Source organism: Ruegeria sp. G5, assembly GCF_056533365.1.
Window position 1 is genome coordinate 157,976 of the sequence record NZ_JBQFOK010000003.1, and the last position, 25,106, is coordinate 183,081.

Here is a 25,106-nt window from a genome sequence, read left to right on the forward strand (position 1 = left end):
ATGAAAGGCAGCTTTGTTAGAAAATTTCAAAAAGGCCAGCCGCCCCCATTCCCCCTCCGATGCACATCGTCGCAACCGCATATTTGGCCCCGCGACGACGCCCCTCAATCAACAAATGTCCTACCATACGCGCACCCGTCATCCCAAAAGGATGTCCGATCGAAATCGACCCTCCATTGACGTTGCAGATATCAGGGTCAATCCCAAGCCGAGTCCGACAATACAAAGCCTGAGAGGCAAAGGCCTCGTTCAGCTCCCAAAGGTCAATATCCTCTACTTTGAGGCCATGCCTGTCCAACAACCGGGGCACGGCAAAAACCGGCCCGATCCCCATCTCGTCCGGCTCACAACCGGCTACAGCAAAGCCCTTGAAGGCACCTAAAGGCTCTAACCCTTCGCGCTCTGCCAGCTCTGACGATACAACCACACAGGCTGACGACCCATCCGACAATTGCGACGCGTTTCCAGCAGTTACAAAATGCTCTGGTCCGCGCACAGGATCCAAACCGGCCAATCCGTCCAACGTGGTATTCGGACGATTGCAATCATCCCTGTCAACAACGACCCGTTTTTCAGAAACCTCGCCAGTTTCTTTGTCTTTGAGCAGCTGAACCGCCTCCATCGGAGCTATCTCTGCCTCCAGTTTTCCCTGCGCCTGCGCGGCGGCGGTTCTCTTTTGACTTTCCAATGCCAATTCGTCTTGCGCCTCGCGCGAGATACCATACCGAGCCGCAACGATATCCGCCGTTTCAATCATCGTCAGGTAGATGTCGGGTTTGTGCTCAAGCAACCAGGGATCCCGGTCATAGGGCCCAGATTTCTGATTGCGCAACGAAATGGATTCGACGCCACCCGCAATCGCTGCTGGCACGCCATCCTGAACAATGGCGTGCGATGCCATAGCGATCGCCTGCAAACCCGATGAGCAAAATCGGTTGATCGTTGTCGCACTGACCGTCGTCGGCAAGCCGGCCCTCAGAACGGATTGACGCGCGATATTTGCACCGGTTGTCCCTTCTGGAAAACCACAACCGACAAAGGCGTCCTCGATCAGTTCAGGGGCAAGTCCTGAGCGTTGAAGAGCGTGTTCAATGGAATGCCCCATCAAAGTCGCACCGTGTGTGTTATTGAAACCGCCACGAAACGATTTTGCCAACCCAGTGCGTGCTGTGGAAACGATAACGGCCTGTTTCATTGCTTGTGCCTATCCTTTGCTTTGACTTTGCCGCACAATGCCATTTGCGGGCAAATCACGGTCCCCTAATTCTGACAGGCGCATGAACCAGATATCAAGCCCGGTCGATCCTCACAATTCAACGCAAAGCAACACGAATGTAAGTCGACCATTTGTGGCCGACAGTTCAATAGCTTGACGATACAACGCATCACCATAGGTCTGAAGATATCGGAGTGACAGCACATGCGCACAAGCAAATCTGGATTGCCCAAAGCGGTATCACCTCGTTGATCAGGGTGTTAAAATTTTTCGATGACGAAACGTCTTGCAATCATCTCAAGTGGTATAAACAGCCCGCTCAATTCTGCTCTGCAATTCGCTATTGAGTGCCGTGAGTTGGGATATGAGATCAAAATACTGGCGCCCGCGTCCGCAGGAGATGTAATCGCGCATTACAAATTCATGCACAAAGTCATTCCCGACCCAAAGGTGGACGCATTCAAACCCCTGCTTTCCGAAAAATTTGCGAATAGCCTGACCAATACAGAACGCAAATCCGCTGCTGTGTCGGCGTTAGGTGTCGACGATTTGAACTCGGCTTTGGCGGACGCAGACGCAATCTTTGTTGATTGCGAATTACACGCGCATATCCTTGTCGCGCTTTCCTTGAAAAAGCCTGTAGTCCAGTTCACTAACATGTTTTTATCCCCGCCCGGCTTGCAAGCACCGCCGCTGAATCGACGCGGAATTCCCGGACATGGGTTTCGCGGAAGCAAGCTGGGGGTCGCGATCCTTTGGGCGCGGTTCTTGGTTTGGAAGAAACTCAAGATTGTACGCAACAGAAGATCAAGTTCGGGCACAGATGTACCGACGGCTCTGGAAGAGCTGGCCCAGCGGCGCAACGTGCCGCTAAGTACGCTGCGGCGATGGATTTGCTGGCAGATGCCTTGGACGTACAAAATCCCAACAGTGCTTTTGCTGCCTAAAGCTTTGGACCTTCCCACCCGGCAATACGCCAACATGGAATACCTCGGCCCAATGATTTTGGAGAACCGGCAGGAAAAGGACTACGACCGAGAAACGGTTGCACGTTTCTGCGCAGCGCCATCTCAGTCACCCCGCATTTTTGTTGGGTTCGGATCAATGATGAAGGCCAAGCGTGGACTTGTGAAAAACATCCTTGAGGTCGCAAGACGACATCCGGAGTGGAATTTCTTGTTTGCCGCTGGCCAAGACTGGGAAGAGCTTGCGGCTGAGAAAACTCACGCGAATGTCAGCATCGCGGCGTGGGTTCCGCAGCAGGAAATCCTGAAACACGCAGACCTCGCGATCATGCACGGCGGCACAGGCGGGCTGGTCGAAGCCGTGGACGCAGGCACCCCTTTGCTGGTCTATCCGCATGTGAATGATCAAAGAGGAAGCGCTGCCAGAGTTGTGCATCACGGCATCGGACGCGCCGGAACACCCATAGATTCCGTTGAAAAGATAGAATCCGATATCAGCGCGATCCTCACAGACAGCAGCATACGCGCCAATTGTGAGACGTTGAAAACAGCGCTTCGCCGCGAGCGAAACAACTGCGGGCTGGAACCCTTTTTGGACCGGTTGTTTGCTGCTGCGCCACCATAAGAAACGGTGATCTGCCGCTTCAAACAGTTGAGTTAATCAATTGGTTAGCCAAGGCCAATTTCACTACAAACTCACTTTTTATTGATCCTGCCGCGACGATCGACCGTATTGAACGCAATACGAACAATTGAAATGCGACAGTGTACACTCAACCCCAAAAGACCAGCGACACGTCTGAAGTCACACAATTTGCGGCTTCGCTTCCCGATGTGACTGCGGAAAACCTGCGTTCAACGTGGAAAGAGCTGGCGCGTTTTGGCCTTTTCAGTCAGTTCGCACCTCGCGCATTTGGTGGACAGGAGAGTACTGCCAGATTTTTCTGCGAAACCATGATGGAGTTTGGCCAAGGCTGTACGGACAGCGGCCTTGCGATGGGTGCAATTTCGCAAATCTGGACCGTCCAGAACCTTTTGATTCAATTTGGAACATCCGAACAGAAAGCGCGGTACCTGCCGAAATTGTTGGCCGGCGACTGCCTCAGTGCATTTGCTTTGACCGAGGCTGCTGCCGGATCGGATGCGTTGTCCCTTGAGACGAGCGCAGTAGCTGCCGATGAAGGTTACGTTCTGAACGGCAGCAAAACCTTTGTTGGAATGGGCCCCGTCTGTGACGTGGCGATCGTTTTCGCCCGAACAGCCCCGGAAAAAGGCCGTTGGGGTCTAAGCGCATTTCTTGTCCATGCCGACGACAAAGGGTTCATTCGTCACCCCGCCACCCCCAAGATGGGTCTGAACGCGGTCCCTATGGGTCAGCTTGACTTGCGAGACTGTTGGGTCCCGCAAGACCGCAGGATAGGTCCCGAGGGCGCAGGTGCATCAATCATCCAAGCAACCCTTGATTGGGAGCGCTGTTTCATTCTGACGGCACAAGTTGGTGCGATGAAACGGCAGTTGGAAGACTGTGTCGCCTTTGCGGCGTCGCGCAATCTGTTCGGTCAACCGATCAACAAGTTTCAGTCCGTCACCAACCGATTGGCGGATATGCGGGTGCGACTTGAAACCTGCGAACTCATGCTGCTGCGCGCGGCTGAAATGTACGACTCTGGTGCCTCTCTGACGCAGTTTGCGGCCATGGTTAACCTGCATATTTCCGAGGCGTTCCTCAGCTCCAGCATGGATGCGGTGCGAACCTTCGGTGGTCGCGCCTATATCGCTGGGTCTACGTCAGGCGCGGACCTGAACGACGCGGTCGGCGGTGTGATTTATTCGGGCACCTCTGACATCCAACGACAGATCATTTCAAAAATGGAAATTGCGCAACGCGCCAGAACACCAAAGGTGGGAGAACCAACCAATGAACGCTGACCATATCGATAGACACCCATGTTTTGTCGCGTCTTTGCCCAAGCAACTGATCGTTTGGGCCTTGCACTGTAGTATTGTCTGGATCGGTGTCGTGTTCATGACGTTTGCCACGACTGCCCAAGCGCACAGCTTCAATGAAAGCTATGTTTATTTCGATGTGACGGATGACAGTCTCAGCGGTCGCATCGAAGTCACCCTTTCTGACCTGACGCGGATCAAAGAAGGTGCAGCCGAGGAAGAAACGATTTTAACGGAAGCAGAGGTTCTCTCGACGCAATCCAGGTTTTTCGACTACTTTGAAGATCGCATGTTGTTGTCGTCCGAAGGTGAAAGATATGACCTGACCTTTGACGACATTTCGTTTTTCTCGACCGAGGTTGGTGATTTTGCTCAATTTCACTTTGAGGTGCTTGGAATCGACCAAACGCCAACCACGATAAAGATGTCCTACGACGGACTGTTCTCAGATATCGACCCCCAGCATCGTGGATATGCCCTGATCGCCAGCAACACCCGCAACGGTATGGATGAAAACGAGTCCTTTATCTCTCTCATATTCTCTCCGGGTGATGGCGAAAAAGACCTGTACCTGAACGACGAGCCAACGAAGGACATTGCTCTGACCTTTTTCGAGCACGGGGTCTGGCATATCTGGTTGGGTTTTGACCATGTCCTGTTCCTGCTGACCCTCTTGTTGGGTGCCGTCATGCGCATTGAAAACCAGCGCTGGGTGCCCGCGGAAAGCATCCGCGACAGCCTACGTGAAACGGTCAAAATCGTAACAGTTTTCACAGTCGCACATACGATCACGCTGTGCCTTGCGACCTTCGAGGTCATTACCCTACCCATAACGCTGGTCGAAGCGATCATTGCTATTTCGATTGCAGTTGTCGCAATCGGAAACCTCATTCCACGTTTCCACGCCAGTTCCTGGAAGGTTGTCTTCCTGTTTGGTATTTTCCATGGCTTTGGCTTTGCCAACGTGCTTGAACCCTTGGGCCTTGATCCAACTCGCAAAGCGCTTGGGCTGGCCACTTTCAATATCGGGGTCGAAGTTGGGCAATTGGCCATTGTCATGGTCTTATTCCCAGTCTTCTTCGCCTTGCGCAGATTGACGGCATACCGGGTGATCGGGCTGCAATTTGGTTCGATCGCGTTGATCGCTATCGCCGCCTTCTGGTTCTATGAGCGCACCGTGGGCGTATTCCCTGAGTTTGGGAACTCAGTGGCAATGGTTGCCAACTGATGGGGAAACCCATGTTCCTTGACGACGTGCTCGGGCATCAAGCCCGGGCCACGCCAAATGCGGTTGCCGTAAGCATGCTTGGCGAAACGACAAGCTATGCCACACTGGATTCGCGGGCGGATGAAATTTCAGCACATCTTTTGCTGCGAGGGGTGGGACCAAAAGACCGCGTTGTGATTTGTTCGACAAAAGGGCCAGATGCGATTGCAGCAATATTTGCAATCCTTCGGATCGGTGCGACATACGTTCCCGTGGACCCTGCGGCACCGACCGAGCGCATTCTGGCCCTGATGTCGACTGTGTCGCCTGCCTATGTTTTGACGGACATCGCCCGCCTCAAAGAATTTGCCGACATCTTTCAAGGGGGCGTTTCCGATTTATCTCAGCCGTTTTTGCCTCTCTCTGACGGTAACCGGTGCGAGCTAAACCGGGAAAAACGTTCAATTGAGGACCCCGCCTATATCCTTATGACATCCGGAACCACAGGGACACCTAAAGGTATCGTTCATACCCATGAAAGCGGGATGGCTTATGTGAAAATGGCTGCCCAGCTTTGCAAGCTATCGCCACGGGATCGGGTCAGCCACCACACGCCTTTGCATTTTGACATGTCGATTTTTGACATTTTCTCCACATTATCGGTCGGAGCGTGTGTCGCCGTCATACCCGAAATGCATACCAAGCTGCCTGCAAGCCTGTCACAACTAACCCAGCAGGAACGCATCACCGTCTGGTACTCGGTGCCGTATGCCCTGATCCAAATGGTTGAGCGCGGCGCATTGAACAACCGGGATCTGACCGCTCTGCGTATCGTGATGTTTGCCGGTGAAAAAATGCCTCCGGCCAGTTTGAAAGCCTTTGCGGACCATGCCCCCCAAGCGACATACATCAACGCGTATGGTCCAACAGAAACCAACCATTGCACATCGGCTGTCTTTGCTGCCGAAAATCTGGACGGCGTTAGTCCGTTGCCAATCGGCGAACCAGTCTGCGAAACAATCATTCACCTTCTGTCCGAGGGCGAGGACGACACCACTGGCGAATTGCTAGTCGCGTCGCCCCAGCTCATGACTGGTTACTGGGGCAACCCAGATCAGACGGCCAAGGCATTTTGCCATCTACCTGACGAAAACGGAACGTCGCGGCGGTTCTACCGTACCGGTGACATCGTGCGGCGAAACGAGAACGGTCAGCTGGAACTGGTCGGACGCAATGACCGGCAAGTCAAAATACGTGGTTACCGCGTTGAGCTTGATGAAATTGAACTTGCCCTCGTGAACATCCCGGGCATCAGCGAAGCCTGTGTGTTTCTTCACGGGGATGCCCTGCTGGGCTTTTTCAGCGGCAGACACATGCCAGAGAACGCGGATGTGCTGGCGCAGCTACAGAAAGTTCTTCCAACTTACGCGGTTCCGCAAAGCCTGTGCGGTTTGACGGACATGCCGCGCACGTCGACGGGGAAGATAGACCGCAAGAAACTGATGGGAATAGCCGATGGACAACAGGCCGCATGAACCACGCACAGTGGCGTTAAGAGACTACATCCAAGGCACCCTGCTTGGGGGTCGTAAAGTCGCTGATGATGATGATCTTCTGCTAAGTGGCATGATTGACTCGCTTGGGGTCATGTCGCTGGTGACGTTTGTCGAACAGACCTATCAGATCGAAGTACCCTTTGAAGACGTGACGCTTGAAAATCTCGGGACGATTAGCGCGATCGATAAATTTGCGTCTTCCCGGACCGGATATCTGGCGGGTTGAATAATGTCTTTTCCACTTACAGAAGCCCAAAGAAAATTTTGGAACGGCCATCAACTTTGGCCGGATCAACCAATATACAACATGGCCTGGCGATTTGATCTGCATGGCGAAATCGACCCCGAGCTATTTCAATCTGCTTTTTACGAAGCACTAAAACGGGATGAGGTTTTCCGAACCGTTTTCCGCCACACACCTGACGGCCCGGTTCAAACTGTGGAAAGTGTACAACTCGATGTTCTCGAGATCGTCGACCTAAGCCATGAACCCGAAACGGTGTTGGCTGACAACACTGACAGTTGGGTTCAAACCCCTTTCGACCTGACACGCAACACGCTGAGAAGCAAATTGGTCAAATTGGCCACCGATCGCTGGGTCTGGCTAGTGTGCCAGCACCATATTGTTTGCGATGCACAATCAGGGGCGCTTTTCTTTGAGCAGGTCTCGCAGAACTATGCTGCTTTGCGGGATACAGGCTATTATGACCCGGAACCGATACCCAGCTTCTTTGCAAGGGACATCGAATTTGATGCAAACACGGCCAACCCGCTCTTGCAAACACCCAGCCCGTCATCGCCACCCTACGGCAGCGATTCTCAGCGCACGTCTAAATCGCAACGCGTGCACATACCGATCAGCGAACAAACTCGTAATGCGCTGGAGGAAGTTGTTACGCGGCCAGAGTTTCGCTTGTTTACCCCGGACCTGTCCCGTATCGCGCTGTACCTGACGGCTTATCTGGCGTACCTCCACCGAATTACCGGTGATGAGACCATCACGATCGGCTTACCGTCCCACAACCGCTTAACCGACCAAGATCGCAAGACACCGGGACCTTATGTCGAAGTGCTGCCGTTTTCAGTCACGATAGATACGTCGGACACATTGAAATACCTGCACACAAAGGTCCGACAATCCATCGGGACATTCTTGAAATCCGCAAAACCAGGTGCGGTTGCAAATACAAACACGGCCGACATCACTGCTGTCTGCAACTATATTCAAGCCCGTTTTGGCGACTTTGCCGGTTTTCCCGCGCGCGTTCAATGGTTACACAGCGGCGCGCACGACGCGGCCCACGCCATGCGGCTGCATATCACCGATTTCACCGGCGACGGACAACACTCGGTTTTCATGGATGTCGCGGACGAGGTTTTGGACGCCGTCCACCAAGACCGTGTTGCCAGTCACTTTACACAGTTCTTAACAACAGTAATCACGGCTCCGGACACTCTGGTTTCCACCGTAGACTTCGCCGCGAGCGAAGACGATCGATCAGTGGTTTATGGCCCGCAAGAGGCGCCGGACATACCGCTTACCATTTTGGACGCCTTTGCCGCTTGCGTTCACGACGAACCGAACGCAGTAGCCATGTGGCAAAACAGCGACCATATGACTTACGGCGATCTGAATGCGTGGAGCGACGCAATTGCTGCGCGAGTTGTGGATATAGGCATTCCAGCAGGTTCTCGTATCGCAGTTCACTTGCCGCGATCATTCGACTTCGTGGCGGTTGTCCTGGGGATATTAAAAGCAGGCTGTAGCTTTGTGCCGCTGGCCACGAACACACCCAAGGCGCGCGTCGATCAGATACTCGGCAACTGCGACGCTGCGGCGGTTTTCGTACCTGCGGGTAACGCTCAAACATTCCCATGTCCTACGTTAACCACTGAGGTCGACACTACGGCGGCATTCAAGCAGAAACGCCAGATAAGGCCTGACGATCTCGCCTATGTTCTGTACACGTCGGGCTCTACCGGGATTCCCAAAGGCGTTGCCGTCAATCACAAAAACCTTTCACGGTATGTTCACTGGGCCGCTCAAGAGTTCAGCCCGAACCAACCAGCCCATTACGCGTTCTTTTCTTCGATCGCTTTTGATCTGACGCTTACCTCGGTGTTTGCCCCGCTTGTGAGTGGCGGATCGATCAGAGCTTACCCTGAAAAAACAGACCCAGATCTGTCCGTTCTGGATGTTTTTGCCGAGGACAACGTAGACATCGTCAAACTCACGCCTTCACATCTGGCGCTTGTCATTAAGCAAGGGCAGCCGTGTCGGCGTATCAAAACTTTGGTTCTGGGCGGGGAAAACCTGACATCGCAATTGTGCAACCGCGCCCAGCAGGTACTGTCACCTTCGTTGCGCCTGATCAATGAATACGGCCCGACCGAGGCCGTTGTTGGGGCCATGCAACACAGCTTTGACCCGACAAAAGACCAAGACCTATCAGTTCAGATCGGAAATCCTGCGGCTGGCATGGTCATTAGCCTTCGTGATCCAGCGATGAACATCTGCCCAAAAGGTGTGGTCGGCGAAATAACAATCAGTGGCCGCTTAGCAGATGGCTACCTTGGGGCAGTTGCGTCTGACAACGCGGCTTTTCTGGAGGATCCGGAAAATGCGACGGAACGCGTATACAGAACCGGAGATTTGGGCAGGATGCATCATAATGGCCGGTTCGAATACCTTGGGCGCGCAGACCAGCAGGTCAAGGTTGGTGGCGTGCGGCTGGAACTGTCCGAGATCGAGAACACGCTGCAAAAGCTTCCCGGTGTCGAGGGCGTTCACATCCTCCAGGGCTCAAAACAGAAAGACGCTCAGCCGACACAACACTGCAAGCAATGCGGCCTGACAAATGAGGTACCCGGCATCACCTTTTCCGATCCGGGCCTGTGCCACATATGCGCTGAATTCAAAAACTACGAAAACCGAGCCAAAGCCTACTTTCGACCCGAACCCGAGTTGGAACGCAAGATCGCGGAGGCCAGCACCAAAAGTGCGGGGAACTACGACGCTGTAATGATGTTAAGCGGGGGCAAAGACAGCACCTATGCCGCCTACCGCCTTGCGGATCATACATCGCGCGTGTTGGCCGTTACTTTGGACAATGGCTACATCTCGGGTGAGGCGAAAGCCAACATTAAGCGGGTGGTAGAGGATCTGGGTTGGGAACACCGGTATCTCAGCACCGACAAAATGAACCACATTTTCGTGGATAGCCTCAAGGCGCATTCCAATGTTTGTCAGGGGTGTTTCAAAGCACTCTATACCTTGGCATTCCGCACCGCCTTGTCCGAGGGTGCCCCGCTGTTGGTCACCGGCCTGTCACGAGGCCAATTCTTTGAAACGCGCCTGACCCCAGACTTGTTCCGAAACAATGCACCCACCTGCGCCCAGTTGGATGACATGGTGACACAGGCCCGCAAAGCGTATCATGCAGAAGATGACGCGCTTTCCCGTCTGCTGAAAACCGACGATCTGAAAGACGGAGGCTTTCTGAGCAAAGTCGAAGTTTTGGATATCTACCGCTACATCGACGTACCCGTTTCCGAGATTTATGACTTTCTCAATACGAAAACGGCGTGGCAACGACCCTCAGATACGGGGCGTTCAACCAATTGTCTAATAAACGATGCCGGTATTTATCTGCACAAGGCCCGCGAAGGGTTTCACAATTATGCACTTCCCTATTCATGGGACGTACGCATGGGCCATAAGACACGAGAACAGGCTGTAGAAGAGCTGAACGATGATATTGACAGTCAAAAAGTCGAAAGAATCCTGAACGAGATTGGGTTTGACGAAGCTGTGCTGCCTCGTCCGAAACTATCTGTCTTTGTACAGGGGACCGACTTGTCTGCTCAAGAAATATGGGACACCCTTCGCGCCCAATTTCCACGAGAGATGCTGCCGCATGAGGTCGTTATTTTGGACGATCTGCCTCTGACCTCGAACGGAAAAATCGACACTGCGCGCCTTCCGGTTGGAACCGGCGCAGGCCCGTCAACTAATGATTACGTCGCACCAAGCAGCGAGACGGAAGTAAAGTTGTCCCAAATTGTTTGCGGTGTCTTGGGAATAGGTCGAATAAGTGCTTCGCAAGAATTTTTTGACCTCGGCGTGGATAGTATCGCAGCCATCGAAATTGCGATGAAGGCCAACGAAGAGGGGTTGGCTCTGCCTGCTACAGCCTTGTTCGAATATAGAACCCTGAAAGCCTTGGCAAAATTTGCGGATGAGTTGCCGGATGAACAACGATCCGTTCCAGACCACATGCCGCTGGTTGATCTCGACAGCAGTGAGCTTTCGGCAATTTCCGAGGCTTTGAACTGATATGGGACATCCAAAGGGCGTCGCCGATATCTTGCCTTTGACCTCTGCCCAACGTGGTATGCTTTATCATTCCGTCGGCGACGCAGCCTCAAGCGGGCAATATGTGGCGGTGGTCAGTTGTGAATTGAAAGGCGATCTGGATCCATCGCGGCTGAAAAACGCCTTACAAGGCCTGATCGAAGCACGGGACGCGTTCAAGGCAGGGTTCATTTGGGAAGGTGTAAAGCAACCTTTGCAAATCGTCCGAGAGAACGTAACCATACCCTGGACCCAGCTTGACTGGAGCGGTTTAAATGACCACGAAAGCCGGTTGAACGAATTATTGGTACTGGAGCAAGCCCGGCGGTTCGACCTTAAGAAACCTCCGCTTATGGCGGTTACAGTTATCAAGATGTCCGAGGCGTCTTGGTATCTGGTGTGGACCATGCACCATCTGATCAGCGACGGTTGGTCCACCGGAATTGCGTTTCGGGACCTCTTGAATCGGTATCACGGCGTTACCCCCCTGAACCCAACACCGCCGAGCTTTAGAAGTTACCTTACGTGGCTGCGTAGTAAGGGAGAGTTGACGAATACCGAGTTCTGGACCAAAGAATTTGAAGGTCTGGAGTCGCCGAGCCTTTTGCCAGAAGGAAACACAAAAGCACCACCAACCCGTCAACATTCTCTGGAGCGATGCTTCGGCAACAATCTGATGGGGCGCATCGAAAACCTTTCAACACAGCTCAAAATCACACCTAACACCGTGCTGTCTGGTGCATGGGCGTTGTTACTGCGGCAGATTTTGCAACAAAACGACGTGGTTTTCGGCACAACTACTGCCGGCCGGCCACCCGAAATTCCAGGTATCTCGGATGCTATCGGTGCGTTTGTGAATACCCTCCCGGTCAGGTGCCGGATTGATCCCTCTCAATCTGCGTCAGAGTTTTTGCGGACATTCTCGATTGCGGATATCGCGCGGCGAAAACACGAATTTGCTTCGTTGTCCGAGGTTCAGAATTGCGCACCCCTGGCGCAAGGTACTCAGTTGTTCGACACGCTGTTCGTCAACGAAAGCACTGCGCGGACCAACTTTGGCACGAATGAAATTGAGATAACAAACCTAAGGACCACGCAGTACGGCAACTATCCCCTTACAATGCTGGTAACCCCGCAATCCCAGCTAAAAGCGGAGCTTCAATTTGACCCCGAGCGTGTCAGTCATGACACGGCCAATGATGTTCTAAATCGCTACGAACAACTATTGACGGCCATAGTTGATGAGGCGAACACGCCGATCAAAAACCTGATGCACAGGTTTCACCCTGCGCCCGAGATTTCAACCGCGCCGCAAAGTGTTGATGTCCTAGATAGGTTCCTAAATCACGCAGAAAACAATCCGAACGCTGTCGCCATCTCAGACGGGGTTCAAACACTTACATATGCTGAGCTCTCCTTGCATGCACGACAGATCGCACATGCTTTGCAAAGCGCAGGTGTTCAGTCTTCGGACGTTGTACCGATTGCCCTTCCCCGCGGGGCCGACGCCGTGGCCGCCTTTTGGGGGGTGATGATGTGTGGCGTTGCCTACGTACCAATCGACATGGATTATCCGCCAAAGCGGATCACGCAGATGTTTGAGGCAACTAACCCTCGGTTCATCATCACGTGCCAAGAGTTGGGCAATACCCTGCCTGACACCGCGGCCCAACATATCCTGATTGATGCACTGAGCGACACGATAAACCCTTCCGACGCCAGGACAGGGGAACGAGCCTATGTAATGTTCACGTCCGGATCGCAAAACCTTCCCAAAGGGGTCGAGGTGTCCAGAACGGGCTTGGCGCTGTCGACTGCAGCGCGGGACACTGTGTATGGAGCGGCCCCTGACGTTTACCTGCTATTGTCCTCGCTTGCATTTGATAGCTCAGTCGCGGGTATCTTTTGGACACTCTGCACAGGCGGCCATCTTGTCATCGCAGAGAAGAACGCTGAACAACATCCAACCCGACTGGGCGCTTTGATTGCCCAGCACGGCGTTACGCATACGCTGTGTTTACCGGGGCTGGCTCAGGCTCTGCTTACTGCGGTCCCCTCAAGCGACTTGGCCAGTCTGAGAACCCTGATCACAGCGGGTGAAGCCTTGCACCCGTCACTTGTTAGTCAATGCCGTGCTTCGTTACCGTTTTGCCAGCTTTTCAACGAATATGGACCAACAGAGGCGACGGTCTGGTGCACCGTTTTTGACGCAACGAAAAGCAGGCACGAGACACAGATACCGATAGGCTCAGCCATTCCCGGTACATGGGTCGGAGTTGTTGACCAAGACGACTGCCCTGTCAAACCGGGTGCGCAGGGTGAGATTATCGTCGCGGGCAACACTGTCGCGTTCGGTTATCTCGACGACGCGAAGCAATCCGAAAAGTCATTTTTTCGGTTCGGACCTGACAAAGTTCCAGCATACAGAACCGGAGATCTGGGTGTTACGGATGAGGCAGGATGCATCACGTTTCTTGGGCGTGCTGACAAGCAAGTCAAAATCCGAGGTCACCGTGTGGAGCTTTCTGAAATCGAAACGGCGGCAAGTGATGTGGCTGGCGGCACAAAAGTAGCTGCCTTGGTCATAGACCGCTCCCCAGCGAAATCCATAGTTCTCGCGGTCGAAAACCCGCCATCCGACGCGCTGCGTTCGGACATCAACAGGCATATCAGGGCGACCTTACCCACGCATTTTCATCCAAGCGCAGTGATTGCTGTGAACGCGTTCCCGACGCTTCCAAACGGCAAGATGGATCTGCCTGCACTGACCGAAATGGTTTCCGACAGGCCTGCCAATCAAATGAGTGAGGCACCGCGCAATGAATTGGAACACGCCGTCGCCGCCCTTTTTGCGGAAGTTCTTAACATCAGCCCACCTAACCGTGACGAGAACTTTTTTGACCTTGGCGGTGACAGCCTGACCACCATTGCCACCTATGCGAAGGGACAAGACCACAATCTCGAATTTGAACCGACAGATTTGTTTAGCTGTCCGACGGTCGCAGAATTGGCGGCGCGCATCGTAGAAAGACGAACTGAATTCAGTGAATTCGATAACAATTGCGCTTATCAAATTTCCAATCCGGGTCCGAACAAAACAACTGTTGTCATCTCACACTGCTCGATGAGGTTCAGCCGGTACATGGCCAAACACCTTGGCCCTGACCATTCCGTTGTGCTTATCCCCAGCCATCGCACCGAAGGCCTGCGCGTACCCTATGGCAAGTCCTTCAGTGAATTGGCAGACGAAGCAATTCTACGTTTGGCAGAAACCAAGAACACGGGCCCGTTTTTGTTTTGCGGGTATTCGGCGGGCTGTCCAATGGTCATGGAAATGGCCGAAAAGTTGGGGCCGCAGAAGGTAAAAGGCATGGTTTTGCTGGACCCGCCGTATAAGACGGTCGGCGCTCAACCAAAGCTACAACCATTGTACTTTCGCACGTACAAACGTTGGCGTTATTTGTTCAAGGGCTGGAAAAGAAAGAGACAGGCAAAAAGAGTATTGCCGCCGTTAAAGGCTGCTTTAGCCGCCAATCCGGGTTCAGAACGTCATCGGATCCGCGCCGTCGAAATTGTGCATGGTTTGGCCATTAGCGACTTTCGAGTTCCGGTATTCACCCCACCTGCGCATGTGTTTTTGACGCCCGGAAACCTATCCATGACAAAGGGCGATGTTTTGGAAACCCATATGCGCAATACCACCTTACACGACCTAAATATGAAGCATGTCGAGTTGATGCGCAGGCCTGATGTTTTTGAGAATATTGCCCGCGTGATCAAAAGCTTATCCCAAGGGAAACAGTAACTTCTTCTTTTTGCGAACCGGTTCGGACGGCCCGGCCTGAAGCCCTAAGCGCAAGCCAAAGCAAAACGCGGATCATTAACGGAATGTAAACAAAGCATTCCTGCTTGGTTCAATGGCTTTGCGCTAGTGTGTTGGGCATAAGCTACAACTCTGTGCGGGAGTCTTCGGTGCTGGATTACTTGATGACAACTTCAATTGCAGTGACTTGGGTCGCCACCGGTATTATTGCAGCGTTCGTCCTACTTTAAGCCAGTAACTCGCGATCCATTGCAACGGCAAAGGAAAACCTGACACTCTGATAGGCTGAATGCAGTCAAGAGTAAGGGTGGGCAGCCCACCAATGTCAATCAAGATAAGTGGTGCGGGTGGAGGGACTTGAACCCCCACGCCTTGCGGCGCCAGAACCTAAATCTGGTGCGTCTACCAATTTCGCCACACCCGCATCCATGACATCAGCTGTCAGATTGAGCGGGTGAATAGCAAAGCTTTCGACCGAGTGCGAGAGGGAATTTCATCATTTTCGGATGTTTATTTTCCACTCCGCCACCGCGAGAACAATACCACGCCACAGCAGGCATCAACTGTTAACAAACGCAAGCTGCATTTTTTAATAATGCACGCATGGCGAGCAAAGGTCAGACTTTCTTCAACTAGATGACCTACAGTGACATTTCGTCAACTTACGTGAAAAGCAGGCCTGAATAGACGGAACGTTTTGGGCGGCAGGCTGTGAATTTTCAAAATATATTCTGATACTTAGGTACTATTCGAAAAAACTCCACGTAGTTTTCCCTTGAACCACCGACCCAGTAATTCCTGTTCAAAATCTGTTTCACTTCACGGCCTCGAAACAAACGGTAGGCCGCCAAAAACAACTCACATCACATTTGCGCCACAATTCAAACGCCAAAAAATCTTATTCGCGTCAAAATAAGAACGCCTTGCCAGTAGTTGATGTGGAGCAGGACTTACTGAGTCTATTTGCCTTCGGGTGAAACAAGAGTTTTCCGCTCAACTCCAACACAAGGGCCTCGCTGTGACCAACATGATGAACTCCGCTGCCACCGAGCAAGACGCCGTCGGTCTTGCACGCGAAAGTTTTCTTGGGGAACTAAAATCCCTGACCCGGGAACATCCCAACACAGGTTTTGGCGTTTCGTTGCGCACGCATTCTGGCGGCCACTATCTTTTGGCAAATTCTCGCATGCCTTTGCCGAAAACCAAATCTGCGGGCTTCCCTACGGGCCGCCGCCTGGCTTGTCTTGAGAACAGTGAATGTTTCAGTTCGATCGAAGTCCTCGCGGACTCTCGTGCTTATGAAACGATTACGCCCGGCGCCGAAGCGGCGATTCTCGGCAATGCCCTGAACCTGATCGCGCGGATCGATACGCTGACCAGTGGCCTGCCTGATCAAATCGAACATCCCGTCGCCGCGACTGGAACCGGAGGCTAACAATGGCGCGCAATGATCATCTTTTGTCCGTCGGAAACGAAGCACTAACCCCCATGACGTCAGCCATGTCGGCGCTGACAACGCAGATCGACCAGTTGACCGAGGTAGCGGACGCGCGCTCCACGGCGCGTCTTGCGACGCTGAAGACCAAGATCGAGAACTTTACTGCCAGTGTCACGCTGGTTGGTCAGGTTAAGGCGGGCAAATCCTCTATCGTTAATATTCTGGCGGGCCGTCCGGCCCTTTTACCGTCAGATGTGAACCCGTGGACGTCGGTCGTAACGACCTTGAACATCAACACCCGAACCGAGGGTGATACACGGTCAAAATTCACGTTCTTCGAACAAGAAGAATGGGACAACCTCACGATTGGTGGCGGTCGCTTGGGTGAACTTGCCAATCGCGCGGGTGCCGATGATGAGATGGATGATATCCGTCGCCAGATCGGTGAAATGAAGGCAAAATCCGAGGAACGTCTGGGCAAACATTTCGACCTGATCCTGGGACAAAGCCACCAATACGACTATTTCGACGAAGAACTGATCCAGCGTTATGTCTGCCTCGGGGATGAGGACGATCCTGACATCGACCCAAAAACCGGGCGTTTCGCGGATGTGACAAAATCTGCTGATCTGTTCATGGACATTCCGCAATACCCGATCTCGCTCAAGCTGTGCGACACGCCCGGCGTGAACGACACCTTCATGGTGCGTGAACAGATTACATTGCGCAGCCTGCGTGGGTCTGAGGTATGCATCGTGGTTCTTGCCGCAAGCCAGGCTTTGACCACCATGGACATGGCGCTGATGCGCATTATCGCGCAATTCGAAAATCGCCAGATTATCCTGTTCGTCAACCGCATTGACGAATTGGCTGACCCGGTCAATCAGGTCCCCGAAATTCGGGACCGCATTCAGGACACGCTCAAACAGAACAACATCGATGCAAATACCAGTGTCGTTTTTGGCAGCGCACTTTGGGCCGAGGCCGCGATTACAGGCAACCCTGACATCTTGAATGAAGAGTCGCGGCAGGCCTTAAATACGTTCTACCTTGCAGCCGGTTTTGGCGATCAGGCACCTTCGCTGGATAAAATCTGGGCGCTTTCAGGCCTGCCAGATCTGTTGCTCGCCATGAATGAACGCATCGCTGAGGGCGCAGGCAATCGCATGCTGGAACGTGTACGTCACCGGGCGCGCAACATAGCAAGCCAGATCCGCGCGACTGCGGTCGCAAAAAGCCTGTCAAACAGCGACGGGCTGGTGCGTGATCTTGATGGCGTTTCGACCGAAGAAGCGATCGCCAAGATCTCGGAGCAGTATGAAAAGAAAGCGGCGGAATTGACCGCGTCTCTGCGCGACAAAGTACTGGAACGCCTGAAATCCGCAGAGAGCAATTTTGTGAAACGTGCAACGGACTCGTTGATCTCGCACCTTGAGCAGAATGGCGAAGAAGGCACGTGGCAATACGATCCGGCCGGTTTGCGGACCTTGCAAAAAGCCGCTTATTTCAGCTTTGCTCGCGGTATGCGCAAAGAGGCTGGTGCGCTCTACTCCTCAGCGGCATCTGACATCGAAGCGCTGTACCACAAACTGCTCGGCAATCACTTGGGTGAGTTCGCCATTGAGGCACCAATCGTTCCGCGTGTGCCCCCACCGCTTGGGATCGGGCGTACAATAGCACTGGACCTGCAAAGCACTTGGTGGCGCCGTTGGTGGCAACGCCGAAAAGGCTTTGAAGCCTATGCAGCCGATTACACCCGACTGATCGCGTCCGAGGCGAATTCGATCACCAAAGATATCGAAGAAAACCAGATCGCAGCGGTTTTGGAAAATGTTCGGGCCATCCTGTCTGACTTCTTGCGTGAGCAGAAAGAGACATTGTTGACCATTTCGGCCTCTGCCGAAAAGGACGCCAGCCAGAACGCGGCGTTGATGGCAGGAACTGCGCCCAAGAAATCGCGGGACGAAATCCTGGGCGACATCCTAAAAGATCTTAGCAACGAGGCAGCATAAGTAGCGACATGGCAAAAGATTCACACATCCGCTTCGTCTCTCCTAAGGCTTGGGAACGCATCGAACTGTGGTCCCGCCGCAAGCCCATCTTTGCGCTTATGGGAGAATTCAGTGCTGGCAAATCCACGCTGATGAACTTTCTGCTGCGCTCGCATACTTTGCCAACGCAGGTTACGGCAACGCAATTGCCGCCAGTGTGGTTCAGTTGGGGTGACCAACCTGCGTATATCCAGCGGCCAGACGGAACGCGTGAAGAAATCGCCTTGGATCAATTGGAAGCTGTCGGCGTAAATGACGCCCAGTTCGTGCGCATCTTTGTTAAGGCGGACATTCTTGAGGCGGTCGATCTGATCGACACACCCGGCATTTCGGATCCAAAGATTGCGGACGACGTATGGCGTCGTGCGGTCGGTCAAGCCAACGGGGTGCTGTGGTGCACGCACGCAACCCAAGCGTGGCGTGAAACGGAACGTGCCACGTGGGTGTCTTTACCCGAACGCCTTCAGAACAACTCTTTGCTGCTTGTCACCCGTGCCGACGTACTGGGCGCAAAAGACCGTCAGAAAGTGCTGCGGCGCGTAAACCGCGAAGCTGGCCACCTGTTCAGCCGCTCCATCCTGTTTTCCGCGCGCGACGCGATCGTTGCACGGGACAAGAGTGGTGATGCCGAACTTTGGGCGCGCAGCGGCGGCGGCAAAATGGTCGACAGCTTCCTCGAGATTACTGAGCAAATCATGGATCATCGGGCTGAAATGCTGGCGCGTTACCAAGTCGATGACAGCATGTCTGAACAGAACGATGCCCCACGTGCGTTTATTGCCACGCCCGAAACGGCGTCGCCACTAACGCTAGTGGACTCTGTGGAAGACGAACAGGACGAGGTCGTCACCAACTTCCCGGTCCGACCTGCGCGCGTCGAGAAACGCGCAGACGACACTGAGCGCGCGCCGCGTATTGACTCGGACGAAGCTGAGCGTCTTCGCTCGGAAATGACGGCTTCTGTTGATGACATCGCTCCGATTGTCGAAACAAAAGAGCAAGAAGACGATCTGCGCGAGTTCTTCAAAGAAACGCCCAAACCGACGCTCAGCTTGTCTGACTCGGCTATTAACTTTGCCGAAGAGGACGAGTTCGACTTACTTGATAACAGTGTTTATGACGACGGAGAAGTGTCGCCAGAAATCGACAAGGTGTCGGATGAACAAACAGCGGAAGAGTCTGAAACCTTTATGGTTTCATTGGAAGACAAACTAGCTGCAACACCAGAACAGGCTGAAGACATCAGCGACGAAGATGACGAAACACCGGCAGACGTATCCGTGTCGTCAATCACCGCGCTGATGGCAGAACAGCCGAACGTGGATGAGGATGAGTTCGAGCCCGAACCGGAAACAAACGGTTTGATCGACATGCAAGTCGTTTCATTGCCAAACGCCAGTGGGTTGGAAGCAATGGATCGCCCTGAAAAACTGGAAGACTTGTTGAATGTCCCCGCCGGTTCGCCCCTGAGTGCTGCATCCATGTGGCGTGAAATCACTGAAGATGAAGAACTGCCCGAAGACACTGACGGTTTGAAAAAGATGTTCATATCGTTTCTGGAAGAGTTCGATCAGATCGCCGCTGAACATTTCGCACGTGGCAACAAAGGCACTGTTTCAGCCGTTCCTAATTCTAGCAAAGGCGGCGGAGCTGAGTGGCATGTATTGTAGCATGAAACAAAGTTAGAGAAGCAGAACGCACGATGTCTATCGAAGCAGCTTTGACCGACGCCATGGGCTCCATACCCGACTGCATTGCAGCCGGGTATGTCGATATGGAAACAGGGATGTTACTGGCAGCCCATTCACCAGATCCGGACGATGCGTCGGTTCTGGACAGTCTGGCTGTTGCTGTGGCCAACCTGTTTCAGAGCAGTGGTGTGAACGGGTTTGCAAACCTTCTGAAAGCAACAGGAAACGCAGAAGCGCAGGAAACTGGCTTTGGCGAAATCGCAGTATTTTCTGGGGACCGGATCAATATTCTGCTGCGCACGCGCGCCTACCCGGATCACGTCATCTGCTATGTCTGCCGCAACAGTGCAAATGTTGGACTGGCACTAACGAAATCGCATCTCAGCCTTGGGGCTGTGACGGCCGCAGTTTAACGGGACCAGAGGGGGTCACGGTATGATGGATACGGACATTCTCGATTTGCTCGAGGACATCGGACGCTCTTCAGTGGCGCGCCTGCATCCGGCCGTTACGCTGACGGGGGACACAACAAAAGCGCGACGCGAGCAGGTATTGCGTACCATTCGTGGCACAGTCCTGCCCCGTCGTTTGGAATTCACGGCCGCGAACGGAGATTGCCTGGCTATTGAAGTCAACAGCTCGCGCGTGACGGATGTGTTTCGCGTTCGCAATGGCGTTGTCCCTGATTTTGAGACGGAAGCTCGGGAAAGCCTCACTGGAAAACTGGCCCAAATCGTCACTGATATTGCCGCCGCGCCCGGGCCATTGGAATTGATTTCGTTGCAACCAGATACCGCGCTCGAGGCGGATGATGTCGGCATTACGTTCAGTGAAATCTCAAAGGCATGCGCCGGGATAGAAATCCCCGCAGAGCCCGTCGTTTCGATTGTGCCGGATCATCAAGATGCGCCTATGAGCGATCTTGAGGTTGTGACAAGCGATCAACTGGCCCAACAGTTCTATGACGCGTCTGAGCGTTTCGCAGTTGGGCGAGTTCTGTCAGACACTGACAAATCAGGCACGACGCTGCACGATGGTGTATGCGCAACTGACCAACCCGCACATGCCGATCACGACCTTCTGGCTCAGTTTGCGAAAGATCTGAACGGCTGGAACGCGGACATCGCAGCACAAGATGACCAACCGCAGCTTATTGTCATGCGACCAGAAGGTGGCAAGGGAACTGCGTTGGCTGTCTTGAAAGACGGCGACCAAATGGCTTTGGCTGTTCACGAGGCCCGCAAACTGGGCGCTGTCGTTAACCTTTGGAAATCACTGACGGGATCAGGAAAATGACCCAGCGTGAAACCTTCCAATTTTCTAAGAATTCGAACCGAGATTACGAGTTATCAGGGTAAGTGTTATGAGTGAAAATCACCGTCGCGAGTTAATTCGCATTGCCGAGGACCTTAACGGGCTCAGTAATGAAGAAACCCGCCAGTTCATTTCGCGTATCGTCACCGATCTTACCGATCTCAAGCCCTCAATCGCGTTTGTGGGTCAGATCAAGGCTGGCAAATCGCGCCTGATCAATGGATTCACGGGGCAAGCCGAGTTTTTGCCATCGGATGTGAACCCCTGGACGACCGTGATCACCGACATGCATTTCGGGCACCCGTCGGGACGTAAGAGCGGTGCAGAGTTCCATTTCTTTGACAATCGCCAATGGCAATCCTTGATCGCCGAGGGCGAGGAATTGCGCAACATGTTCCCCGATGACGAGGACAGCTATAAGCGCGAAATGATCGAGGAACAGGTTGAGGCCATGAAGAACCGCGCTAGGGCGCGTCTTGGCCTCAGCTATAAAGACCTGCTTGGTCAGCATCACGATCTGGAACACCTTACGACGGACGATCTTGCGCGCTATGTCTGCGCCGGGGACGATCCAACCGAGGCGGGCAACCATGATCCCGGTTCGGATCGCGGACTTTACAGCGACATCACGCGAAAGGCCGAAGTCTATTTTGACATCGGCCATTTCCCATTTCCCGTCACCGTTACCGATACGCCCGGGGTCAATGACCCGCTGTTGATCCGTGAAGAAATCTCGCGCCAATACCTCAAGGAATCCGACTTTTTCGTCGTCGTTTTGTCGGCGCACCAGGCTCTGTCGCGGGCGGATTTGAAACTTTTCCGACTCATGCAAGCGCTCGAACTTGGTCAGATCGTGGTTTTCATTAACCGCGTGGACGAGCTTGGCGGCGGCGCAGATGACGCCGTCAAAGTGCGGGCGGATGTTATAGACGGTTTGGACAAGGCCCTTGGCAACACCGATATCGACGTCTTGATGGGCAGTGCGCAATGGGCGCATTACGCTTTGACGGGTGACGACACGGGCGTGAACCACGATGACGTACTGGCATGGCTTCGTGCACATCCCGAGCAGATGAAGCAATATCTGGATGGTGTCGAAGAGATCAAACAAGGCCCGGGTCCAATCAGCCGCGAAGGTGTTTTGCGCTTCGCCGCGATGATCGCCTCGGGCTTGCCTGATCTGCGACGCCATGTGACCCAAGCTTTGACCGAAGGCCCCCGTGACGAGCAGCTACGGATGGCATGGCAACACCTGAACAGTTTTGCTCAGGGCGAGTTGGAGCGTTCGCGCGCCCATTTGCGTGCGATCGAAGAAGAACTCTCGGGCGATCCGGAAAATGAGGATGACAACGGCAAGACGCTGAAAGACCTGCGCGCGAAGGTCGCTGAGAAAACCGCCGAAATCACCGATGGAATGGACGACGTTCTGGCGAACCTGCGGGGCGTCATGGATGACACCGTCGCCGAAGCTGTTTCGGACGTTGTGCGCGGCCCCAACGGTGATTCACCGCTGCTCGCCAAGGGCGGGGAAACCGAATTGAATTTCGGACCATTGCGAGATCGTATGCGCGAGCTTGTTCAGGGGGCCACGCAGGTTGTTCGACAACGCATGCTGAGCGAGCTTTACGCGATTGACATGCAAAGCAACGCCGCATTACGCGCCCTGCCCGGTTGGCAGGATCATAACGACAACAGAATGAACACAAGCGCTGTTCGGTGGTTCCGCCCGGACACAACGGCACTGACACGTGGCATAACCGTGGAACTACGCGTGACATGGCTGTCACGATTGATCTCACGCAAAAGCGTGGTGTCGCGGGCAGAGAACATGATCATCCAGGAATTCGAGATGATCGGCGACGATCTTGTGGACACCGCCCGTAGTGACCTGCTGGAAAGACTGAATACAGTGTTGGATCATTATCTGGCACTTTTGGCAGGACATCTTGAATCCCGCGCCGGTGTAGGGGAAACCAACGCCAAAGCCGAAGCACAAAAGGCGTACAACGAAGCCCGGCGTGTTGCGGATGAACTGGATGCTGTTTTCGGCACCGACCCCACGAAAGAGACTTTACCTGAGGCTGCGGAATGATCGAATTTCCCGGAACCGAGCAGGAAGTGCGCAAACTCGAGCGCTTTCTGACCGCGACTGAAAACCTGGCGTCGGACACCAGACTTGATGATATGCGTGCGCGTGCGCTGGCTCATGCAGAACGTCTTTCAAATGCGGTGAATATTGGTTTTGCGGGGGAATTCGGCGCAGGTAAATCCAGCCTGGCCAACATGCTTGCCGGTGCGGACATACTGCCGACGGGTCCACAGCACTTAAAACTGCCGTTGGTGATCGTGGCCTATTCGGACGTGCCAGAAACAACGGTTGGCTGGTGGGGAAAAGAGCCCAAGGTGTATTCTGGGGTCGCCTTGGAAAAAGCCGCCGCCGACAATCCGGACTTTATTTCAGTAGGTCTGAACACTCCTGCCTTGCAGGAAATCTCGCTATTCGATCTGCCGGGCTCTGGCGCACTGGACGACTCGTACAAAACCACGCTTGAGCTGTTGAAATTCGTGGATTGCGCGATCTGGTGCACGAATGGAACGCATGCATGGCGCGAAACCGAACGCCATTTGTGGTCGCAGGTCCCACAGGAATTACAGCAAAACAGCCTGTTGGCTGTAACCCATGCTGATCTTCCGCCGGTGCGGGATTCATTGGACCGTGTCGTCGCGCGTCTCAACAAGGAAAAGGGTACTCTGTTTAACTCAGTTGTACCCATTGGCACCCCTGTCGCGGTTCGCGCGATGGCGCAAGAGCCTGAACCAGATTTCGATATGTGGGAAACCTGCGGTGGGCAAAATCTGGCCGAGCAGGTTCTACAAGTCGCTTCGAACCGGCGACAGGCCGACATCGACGCCGCGCGTTTAGATATCGAGAAGGACTTCGGCCCGTACCTTGAAGAGTTGGACATTCCTGATGTCGACCATACCCAACCCGACGCACAGCCCATGCAATCGGTGCTTGAAGCGGCGCTTCCACCATTGGAAAACCCAATTCTGGAAGATTGGCTGGCCGCTATCGCAAGCATTTACGAAGACCTAAAGGAATCGTCTGATATCGATCCCGCGTCTTTCCTGAACAGTTGCCAGGAGATTGTCGAAGACTTTGCGGAACGTCTGGAACAAGGCGGGGAAATCGACCCGGATGCTGACTGGATTCCGGCAGAGTTCGAAAAAGCCACCGACCTTTTGCTATTGTTGCAGTTCGAAAGTGGCGACGCACCGTTGAAAGACGCCGTAAGTATTCTGGCACAGCTAAGCGACAACCTCGCCTGGGCTGGTAGCCGGGCAGGCACGGCGCAACCCAGAACCGGCACGTAACACGATCTCGTTAAAATTGAGCGGCAAAACAGCGATTCGTCGTGTCAAGAATCATGTGCGCATTGTTTCGGAATCGCGCAACAATCTTTGAAAAACAGGCTTTCAGTCCGCAGTTTTTTACTGGCGACACTCAATATATTGATCACGCGGTGAAATGAATACAATATGT

General features: G+C 53.7%; 15 protein-coding genes and 1 tRNA gene. 14 read left to right on the forward strand and 2 right to left on the reverse strand.

Features of this window, described 5'->3' with window-relative positions; genetic code table 11:
- Positions 1-16: 16 nt before the first annotated feature.
- The gene (locus ACR0BD_RS06755) at positions 17-1,195 is read right to left on the reverse strand and encodes an acetyl-CoA C-acyltransferase (protein ID WP_480829578.1); all 1,179 of its coding nucleotides are present in this window, start codon (positions 1,193-1,195) and stop codon (positions 17-19) included.
- A 294-nt stretch (positions 1,196-1,489) separates the two neighbouring features.
- On the opposite strand from ACR0BD_RS06755, the gene ACR0BD_RS06760 reads away from it, so the two are divergent.
- From ACR0BD_RS06760 to ACR0BD_RS06790, 7 genes are all read left to right on the forward strand, one after another.
- The gene (locus tag ACR0BD_RS06760) at positions 1,490-2,806 is read left to right on the forward strand and encodes a nucleotide disphospho-sugar-binding domain-containing protein (protein ID WP_480829579.1); all 1,317 of its coding nucleotides are present in this window, start codon (positions 1,490-1,492) and stop codon (positions 2,804-2,806) included.
- A gap of 209 nt (positions 2,807-3,015) precedes the next feature.
- On the forward strand, positions 3,016-4,110 hold the full coding sequence (locus tag ACR0BD_RS06765; RefSeq protein ID WP_480829580.1) for an acyl-CoA dehydrogenase family protein: 1,095 nt from the start codon (positions 3,016-3,018) through the stop codon (positions 4,108-4,110).
- A complete protein-coding gene (locus ACR0BD_RS06770) occupies positions 4,100-5,356 on the forward strand; it encodes a HupE/UreJ family protein (RefSeq protein WP_480829582.1) in 1,257 nt (418 codons plus the stop codon). The genes ACR0BD_RS06765 and ACR0BD_RS06770 overlap by 11 nt, the downstream gene beginning before the upstream one ends.
- Before the next feature lie 11 nt (positions 5,357-5,367).
- Complete coding sequence (locus tag ACR0BD_RS06775; RefSeq protein ID WP_480829583.1) at positions 5,368-6,870, forward strand: amino acid adenylation domain-containing protein; 1,503 nt, start codon at positions 5,368-5,370, stop codon at positions 6,868-6,870.
- A complete protein-coding gene (locus ACR0BD_RS06780) occupies positions 6,851-7,117 on the forward strand; it encodes an acyl carrier protein (RefSeq protein WP_480829584.1) in 267 nt (88 codons plus the stop codon). Before ACR0BD_RS06775 ends, ACR0BD_RS06780 begins: the two co-directional genes overlap by 20 nt.
- A 3-nt stretch (positions 7,118-7,120) precedes the next feature.
- Complete coding sequence (locus tag ACR0BD_RS06785; RefSeq protein WP_480829585.1) at positions 7,121-11,227, forward strand: amino acid adenylation domain-containing protein; 4,107 nt, start codon at positions 7,121-7,123, stop codon at positions 11,225-11,227.
- A 1-nt stretch (position 11,228) separates the two neighbouring features.
- A complete protein-coding gene (locus ACR0BD_RS06790) occupies positions 11,229-15,050 on the forward strand; it encodes an amino acid adenylation domain-containing protein (protein WP_480829587.1) in 3,822 nt (1,273 codons plus the stop codon).
- Between the two features lie 357 nt (positions 15,051-15,407).
- Here ACR0BD_RS06790 and ACR0BD_RS06795 read toward each other — a convergent pair.
- Positions 15,408-15,492, reverse strand: a tRNA-Leu gene (locus tag ACR0BD_RS06795).
- 603 nt (positions 15,493-16,095) lie between these two features.
- Between ACR0BD_RS06795 and ACR0BD_RS06800 the strand changes: the two genes are divergently transcribed.
- The 7 genes from ACR0BD_RS06800 (at position 16,096) to ACR0BD_RS06830 (ending at position 24,937) form a co-directional block, all read left to right on the forward strand.
- Positions 16,096-16,503, forward strand: a complete 408-nt coding sequence (locus tag ACR0BD_RS06800; RefSeq protein WP_480697270.1) for a hypothetical protein — start codon at positions 16,096-16,098, stop codon at positions 16,501-16,503.
- 2 nt (positions 16,504-16,505) lie between these two features.
- Positions 16,506-18,518, forward strand: coding sequence for a dynamin family protein (locus ACR0BD_RS06805; protein WP_480696781.1), 2,013 nt, complete (start codon positions 16,506-16,508; stop codon positions 18,516-18,518).
- Between the two features lie 8 nt (positions 18,519-18,526).
- Positions 18,527-20,227 carry a dynamin family protein gene (locus ACR0BD_RS06810; RefSeq protein WP_480829588.1) on the forward strand — a complete coding sequence of 567 codons (1,701 nt, stop codon included), beginning with the start codon at positions 18,527-18,529 and terminating at the stop codon, positions 20,225-20,227.
- A gap of 32 nt (positions 20,228-20,259) precedes the next feature.
- On the forward strand, positions 20,260-20,661 hold the full coding sequence (locus ACR0BD_RS06815; protein ID WP_480829589.1) for a hypothetical protein: 402 nt from the start codon (positions 20,260-20,262) through the stop codon (positions 20,659-20,661).
- Positions 20,662-20,683: 22 nt separating this feature from the next.
- Positions 20,684-21,544: a hypothetical protein gene (locus ACR0BD_RS06820; protein ID WP_480829590.1), complete on the forward strand. Its 861-nt coding sequence runs from the start codon at positions 20,684-20,686 to the stop codon at positions 21,542-21,544.
- Between the two features lie 67 nt (positions 21,545-21,611).
- Positions 21,612-23,654: a dynamin family protein gene (locus ACR0BD_RS06825; protein ID WP_480829591.1), complete on the forward strand. Its 2,043-nt coding sequence runs from the start codon at positions 21,612-21,614 to the stop codon at positions 23,652-23,654.
- The gene (locus tag ACR0BD_RS06830) at positions 23,651-24,937 is read left to right on the forward strand and encodes a dynamin family protein (RefSeq protein WP_480829593.1); all 1,287 of its coding nucleotides are present in this window, start codon (positions 23,651-23,653) and stop codon (positions 24,935-24,937) included. The genes ACR0BD_RS06825 and ACR0BD_RS06830 overlap by 4 nt, the downstream gene beginning before the upstream one ends.
- Positions 24,938-25,106 lie beyond the last annotated feature (169 nt).